The 6,291-nt window shown below is 77.5% G+C and carries 5 protein-coding genes; 3 read left to right on the top strand and 2 right to left on the bottom strand.

Annotation, left to right across the window (positions count from 1 at the left end):
- Positions 1 to 233: 233 nt before the first annotated feature.
- Genes ACI79W_RS06500 through ACI79W_RS06490 form a run of 3 tightly spaced genes read left to right on the top strand, consistent with a single transcriptional unit; the run spans position 234 to position 4,777 of the window.
- Entirely contained in the window at positions 234 to 3,092 is a 2,859-nt protein-coding gene (locus ACI79W_RS06500) for an FAD-binding and (Fe-S)-binding domain-containing protein (protein ID WP_456561254.1), read from the top strand.
- A 16-nt stretch (positions 3,093 to 3,108) separates the two neighbouring features.
- Complete coding sequence (locus ACI79W_RS06495) at positions 3,109 to 3,603, top strand: cation:proton antiporter regulatory subunit (RefSeq protein ID WP_456561253.1); 495 nt, start codon at positions 3,109 to 3,111, stop codon at positions 3,601 to 3,603.
- Between the two features lie 7 nt (positions 3,604 to 3,610).
- Positions 3,611 to 4,777 (top strand): cation:proton antiporter, encoded by a 1,167-nt coding sequence (locus ACI79W_RS06490; protein WP_456561252.1) that lies wholly within the window; start codon positions 3,611 to 3,613, stop codon positions 4,775 to 4,777.
- Positions 4,778 to 4,782: 5 nt separating this feature from the next.
- Here the strand turns inward: ACI79W_RS06490 and ACI79W_RS06485 are convergent, their stop codons facing one another.
- Both ACI79W_RS06485 and ACI79W_RS06480 read right to left on the bottom strand, forming a co-directional pair.
- On the bottom strand, positions 4,783 to 5,406 hold the full coding sequence (locus ACI79W_RS06485) for an SGNH/GDSL hydrolase family protein (RefSeq protein ID WP_456561251.1): 624 nt from the start codon (positions 5,404 to 5,406) through the stop codon (positions 4,783 to 4,785).
- Positions 5,407 to 5,484: 78 nt separating this feature from the next.
- The gene (locus ACI79W_RS06480) at positions 5,485 to 6,255 is read right to left on the bottom strand and encodes a crotonase/enoyl-CoA hydratase family protein (RefSeq protein ID WP_456561250.1); all 771 of its coding nucleotides are present in this window, start codon (positions 6,253 to 6,255) and stop codon (positions 5,485 to 5,487) included.
- Positions 6,256 to 6,291 lie beyond the last annotated feature (36 nt).

Raw genomic sequence — 6,291 nt, 5'->3', positions numbered from 1 at the left:
GACCGGGCCGGCTGCCCCGGGTGGGGGACCCGGCGGGTGGCCCGTGGCACGGTGGCCGGCGTCGGAGGTGATACTAGGTGCGCATCTGGCGTGACCGGCCCGGGGGGGGGGGGGGGGGGGGGCGCGCCCGGCCCGCCCCCCCCCCCGCCCCGCCCCCCCCGCGCCCCCCCCCCCCCGCCCGACCGGGGGGGCCGGCCGCCCCCGTCCGGGACGGGCCCGCCAGACTCGGCAGCATGAGCGCACCGGCCGCGAACACGACGACGCGCACCGACGACGGCCGGGCGGTGGTCGCCGAGCTGCGCCGCGCCGGCATCGGGGACGTCGACGACTCGGGCCTGGCCCGGGCCCTGTACTCCTCCGACGCGTCGCTCTACCGCGTCCTCCCCCGGGCCGTGGTGCGGCCGCGCCACGCCGACGAGATCGTGGCGGCCCTCGACGTCTGCCGCGCGCTCGGCGTGCCGTTGACCGCCCGCGGCGCGGGGACGTCGATCGCGGGCAACGCCGTGGGCACCGGCGTGGTGCTCGACACCAGCCGCCACCTGAACCGTGTGCACGGCATCGACCCGGAGGCCCGGACCGCGACGGTCGACCCCGGCGTGGTCCAGGCCGCGCTGCAGACCGCCGCCCGGCCGCACGGCCTGCGCTTCGGCCCCGACCCGAGCACGCACAACCGCTGCACGATCGGCGGGATGATCGGCAACAACGCCTGCGGCTCCCGGGCACTGGGCTACGGCCGGACGTCGGACAACGTCGTGGGCCTCGACGTCGTCACCGGCACCGGCACGCGCCTGCGGCTGGGGCCGGGCACCGAGCCCGCACCGGGGGTGCTCGAGGACCTCCACCGGCTCGTCGCCGGGCACCTCGCGACCATGCGCACCGAGCTCGGCACGTTCGGCCGGCAGGTGTCGGGCTACTCGCTGGAGCACCTGCTGCCCGAGCGCGGCTTCGACGTGGCCCGCGCGCTGGTGGGGAGCGAGGGGACGCTCGCCGTCGTCCTCGGGGCCACCGTGCGCCTGGTCGCCGACGCCCCGGTCCGCGGCCTCGTGGTGCTGGGGTACCCGGGCATGGCCGACGCCGCCGACGCCACCCCCGGGTTGCTCCCCCACGAGCCCACCGCGGTCGAGGGCCTCGACCAGCGGATCGTGCAGCGGCTGCGCGACGTGCCCGCCGCCGTCGTCCCCGAGCTGCCGCGGGGCGACGGCTGGCTGATCGTGGAGCTCACCGGCGACAGCGTGGCCGAGGTGCAGGCCAAGGCCCGGGGGGTGCTGGCCGACGCCGGCGCGCTGGACTCCCTCGTCGTCACCGACCCGGCGCACGCCGCGGCGATCTGGCGGATCCGGGAGGACGGCGCGGGGCTGGCCAACCGCACCTCCGACGGCCGCCCGGCGCACGCCGGCTGGGAGGACGCCGCCGTGCCGGTGGAGCGGCTGGGCGAGTACCTGCGCGGCTTCGAAGCGCTGCTCTACGGCCACGGCCTGCAGGGCGTGCCCTACGGCCATTTCGGCGACGGCTGCGTGCACGTGCGGATCGACTTCCCGTTCGGGAAGGGGCCCGACCGCGGCCGGGCGGCTTACCGCTCCTTCGTCGAGGACGCCGCCCGGCTGGTCGCCGGCTACGGCGGGTCGCTCTCCGGCGAGCACGGCGACGGGCGGGCGCGCAGCGAGCTGCTGCCGCACATGTACTCCCCCGCCACGCTGGACCTCTTCGCGCAGGTCAAGGCGGTCTTCGACCCGGCCGACGTGCTGAACCCGGGCGTGCTGGTGCGCCCGGCACCGCTCGACGAGGACGTCCGGATCGCCGCCGCCCCGCCGCTGGTCTCGACCTCCCGCCGCCCCCTGGCGCTGGCCTACCGGCACGACGGCGGCGACTTCTCGGCGGCGGTGCACCGCTGTACGGGCGTGGGCAAGTGCCGGGCCGACCTGCAGTCCACCGGCGCCGTCATGTGCCCGTCCTGGCCGGCCACGCGAGAGGAGAAGGACACCACCCGCGGCCGCGCCCGCGTGCTGCAGGAGATGCTCGCCCCGGGCGGCCCGGTGCGCGACTGGCGCGCGCCGGAGGTGCACGAGGCGCTGGACCTGTGCCTGTCGTGCAAGGGGTGCTCGTCGGACTGCCCCACCGGCGTCGACATGGCCTCCTACAAGGCCGAGGTGCTGCACCAGTCCTACCGGCGGCGGCTGCGGCCCCGCTCGCACTACACGCTGGGCCGGCTGCCGTTCTGGTCCGACCTGGTCGCCCGCGCCCCGCGCCTGGTCAACGCGATGCTCGGTTCCGCGCTGGTGGGCTCGGTGGCCAAGTGGGGGGCGGGCATCGACCAGCGGCGCCCCGTGCCGGCCTTCGCGCCGCGCACCTTCCGGCAGCAGTGGGCGCAGCGACCGCAGGCCGGCGGCGGGCAGCGGGTCGCGCTGTGGGTGGACTCGTTCACCGACCACTTCGCCCCCGAGGTGGCGTTCGCCGCCGCGCGGGTGCTCGAGGCCGCCGGCTACCGGGTGGAGGTGCCCGGCGCGGACACCTGCTGCGGGCTCACCTGGATCACCACCGGTCAGCTCGACGCGGCCCGGCGCATCCTCGGCGGCACCGTGCGCACCCTCGCCCCGCTCGCCGCCGCCGGCGTGCCGGTCGTCGGCATCGAGCCCTCCTGCACGGCGGTGCTGCGCAGCGAGGCCCTGGAGCTCGTCGGCGGCGCCGAGGCCGAGCAGGTGGCGGCGGCGACCCGCACCCTCGCCGAGGTGCTGCGCGACACCCCCGGCTGGACGCCGCCGTCGCTCGAGGGCCTGGAGGTCGTCGCCCAGCCGCACTGCCACCACGCGTCGGTGCTGGGCTGGTCGGCCGACGCCCGGCTGCTGCAGCAGGCCGGTGCCCGCGTCACCCGGCTCGGCGGCTGCTGCGGCCTCGCCGGCAACTGGGGCGTCGAGCGGGGGCACCACGACGTGTCGGTCGCCGTCGCCGAGCAGCAGCTGCTGCCCGCCGTCCGCGACCTCCCCGAGGACGCGGTCGTCCTGGCCGACGGCTTCTCCTGCCGCACCCAGCTCGACCAGCTCGCCGGCCGGCGCGGGCGGCACCTCGCCGAGCTGCTGGCGGACCGGCTGGGCTGAGGGCGGGTCTGCGACCATGCCCGACGTGGAGCTCGAGGAGACCCTGCTGCCGGGTGTCGGCGTCCGGTACCAGCTGCGCACCCGGTCGGGCCAGCTGCTGGGCATCGTCGTGCAGCGTGAGGGCGGCGCGGAGATCGCGGTGTTCGACCGGCGCGACCCCGACCAGGCGCGGGAGACCTTCCGGCTGGACCCGGAGGAGGTCGACGCCGTGGCCGAGGTGCTCGGGGCGCCGCGGTTGACCCAGCGGTTCGCCGACCTCTCCCGCGAGGTCCCGGGGCTGGAGTCCGGGCGGATCACCGTACGCCCGGACTCCCCGTTCGCGGGCCGGACGCTGGGCGACACCCGGGCGCGCACGCTCACCGGCTGCTCGGTGGTGGCGATCGTCCGCGGCGCCGACGTCGTCCCCTCGCCCTCGCCCGGTGACCCGCTGTTCGCCGGTGACGTGCTGGTCGCCATCGGCTCGGCGGCCGGGCTGGAGCAGCTGGACCGGCGGCTCGCGGGCCAGGAGTAGGGCCGCGGTGGACCACGTCGCCGCCCTGCTCCTGGAGCTGGGGCTGCTCTTCCTCGGCCTCTCGGCCCTCGGGCTGCTGGCCCGGCGGCTGGGGCTCTCCCCCATCCCGTTCATCCTGCTGGCGGCTCTGGCGGTCGGCGAGGGCGGCCTGGTGCCGGTGGAGAACGCCGGCCCGTTCCTGGAGGCGGCCGCGGAGATCGGGGTCGTCCTGCTGCTGCTGACCCTGGGCCTGGAGTTCTCCGCCACCGAGCTGTTCGCGTCGTTCCGCCGGCACGCGCCGTCCGGGCTCGTGGACCTGGTGCTCAACGGCCCGCCCGGCTTCGTCGCCGGGCTGCTCCTCGGGCTGCCGTGGCAGGGGGCGGTGGCGCTGGGCGGGGTCACCTACATCTCGTCGTCGGGGATCATCGCGCGGCTGCTCGGCGACCTGGGGCGCCTGGCGAACCGGGAGACCCCGGCGGTGCTCTCGGTGCTGGTGCTCGAGGACCTGGCGATGGCGTTGTTCCTCCCCCTGCTCGTCGTGGCGCTCGCCGGCCAGGGCCCGATGTCCGCGGTCGCCGGCGTCGGGCTCGCCGTGGGAGCGGTGCTCCTGGTCCTCCTGGCGGCGCAGCGGCACGGCCACCGGCTGGGCCGGCTGCTCTCCCACGACGACGACGAGCAGGTGATGCTGCGGCTGATCGGGCTGACCCTGCTGGTGGCCGGCGCCGCGCAGGCGCTGGGGGCGTCCGCGGCGGTCGGCGCGTTCCTCGTCGGGCTGGCGCTCCCGGCGTCGTTCGCCGAGCGGGCCCGGGCCATCCTCGGCCCGCTCCGCGACCTCTTCGCCGCCACCTTCTTCGTCGCCTTCGGCCTGGCCACCGACCCGGGCGCGATCCTGCCGGTGCTGCCCGCGGCGCTCGCGCTGGCCGCCGTCACCACCGTGACGAAGATCGGCACCGGCTGGTTCGCCGCCGCGCGCGACGGCGTCGCGGTCCCGGGCCGGTTGCGCGCGGGGACCGCGCTGGTGGCCCGCGGTGAGTTCTCCGTCGTGATCGCCGGGCTGGCGGTCACGGCCGGCATCCCCGCCGTCGGCCCCGTGGCCACGGGGTACGTGCTCGTGCTCGCGGTGACCGGGCCGCTGCTGACCCGCTTCGTCGAGCCGCTGTCGGCCCGGCTGGTGCGGCCCCCGCAGCGGGCCTGAGACCGTCAGGCCGCGGCATCGTCCCGCCGGGCCCGGGCCGCGGCCAGGACCGACGGCGCGAGCACCTCGGCGATCCGCGCGTAGCCGGCCGAGGAGGGGTGGAAGCGGTCCGCGGAGAACAGCGCCGGGTCCGCCGCGAAGGCGTGGGCGACCTCGGCCGCGACCGGCGCGACCGTGGCGCCGCCGGAGAGGGCGACCTGCTCCTGCCGCCGCTGCAGCACCGCGCAGGCGCCGCGGACCAGCGCCCGCAGGGCCGGCGGGACGAACGGGACCATGGACATGTCCGGCGCGGGCACCACGACGACGTCGGTGCCGGCGGCCCGCAGCGCGGTCACCGCGGCCGCGAGCGCCGTCGCGGCCTGCTCGGCCGGCACGAAGCGGGCGAGGTCGTTCGCCCCGATGACGACGACGGCGAGGTCCGCCGAGAGCGGCAGGGCCCGGCTGACCTGATCGGCCAGCCCTCCCGAGACGGCGCCGGGGACGGCGAGGACGTGCAGATCGACGTCGAACCCGTCCTCGCCCAGCGCCTGGGCCAGCCGGGGTCCGAGGGCGTCGGCGGGCCGGGCGGCGCCGGTGCCGTAGCCGAGGGAGTCACCGAGCACGAGCAGGCGCAGAGCGGAGCGGGTCACACCTGCTGCAACGCCCCCCGGCGGTCCGCGCCTTCCCGGCGATCAGGTCTCCTGATCATCCGGAGGGTGGGGCGGGCCTCAGCGGCCGCGCCACACCGGCGGGCGGCGCTCGGCGAAGGCGGTGGAGCCCTCACGGGCGTCCTCCGAGCCGAACACCGGGCGGACGATCCGCTCCTGCCGCTCCCACGCCTCCTCCGCCGGCCACGACGGCGCCTCGAGGACGACCTGCTTGGTGGCCGCCACCGCCAGCGGGCCGTTGGCGGCGATCACCTCGGCGAGCGCGACGGCGGCATCCAGCGCACCGCCGTCGTCGACCACCCGGTTGACCAGCCCGACGGCCGCCGCGCGCCCGGCGTCGACCGGCTCGCCGGTCAGCAGCAGCTCGAGCGCGACCGCGCGCGGCACCCGCTGCGGCAGCAGCAGCGCGGCGCCGCCGGCGGCGACCAGCGAGCGCTTGACCTCGGGCACCCCGAACCGGGCGCCGCGGCCGGCCACCACGAGGTCGCAGGCGAGCACCAGCTCGAAGCCGCCGGCCAGGGCCCAGCCCTCGACGGCCGCGACGAGCGGCTTGCGCGGTGGCGTGCGGGTGATCCCGCAGAGCCCCCGGCCCTCGATCGACGGGCTCTCCCCGCGGAGGAAGGCCTTGAGGTCCATCCCGGAGGAGAAGCTGCCACCCGCCCCGGTGAGCACGCCGGCCCGCAGGTCGCCGTCGGCGTCGAGCTCGTCCACGGCGGCGGCGACCGCGCGGGCCACGGCCCCGTCGAGCGCGTTGCGGGCCTCCGGCCGGTTGATGGTGATGACCTGCACCGCACCGCGGCGCTCGACGAGGACGGACTGCTGCTCGGGCACGGTTCTCCTCCTACGGGAAGCTCTCGCCGGTCGATG

This window comes from Blastococcus sp. SYSU DS0533 (genome assembly GCF_054050775.1).
Note: the sequence above shows the minus strand (reverse complement) of the source record. Positions and strands in the feature narration are given on the sequence as shown.

What these genes read in the sequence shown, in the direction of transcription:
- ACI79W_RS06495 (WP_456561253.1), top strand. Translation starts at nt 3,109, where the DNA reads ATGCCCGACGTGGAGCTCGAGGAGACCCTGCTGCCGGGTGTCGGCGTC.
- ACI79W_RS06500 (WP_456561254.1), top strand. Translation starts at nt 234, where the DNA reads ATGAGCGCACCGGCCGCGAACACGACGACGCGCACCGACGACGGCCGG.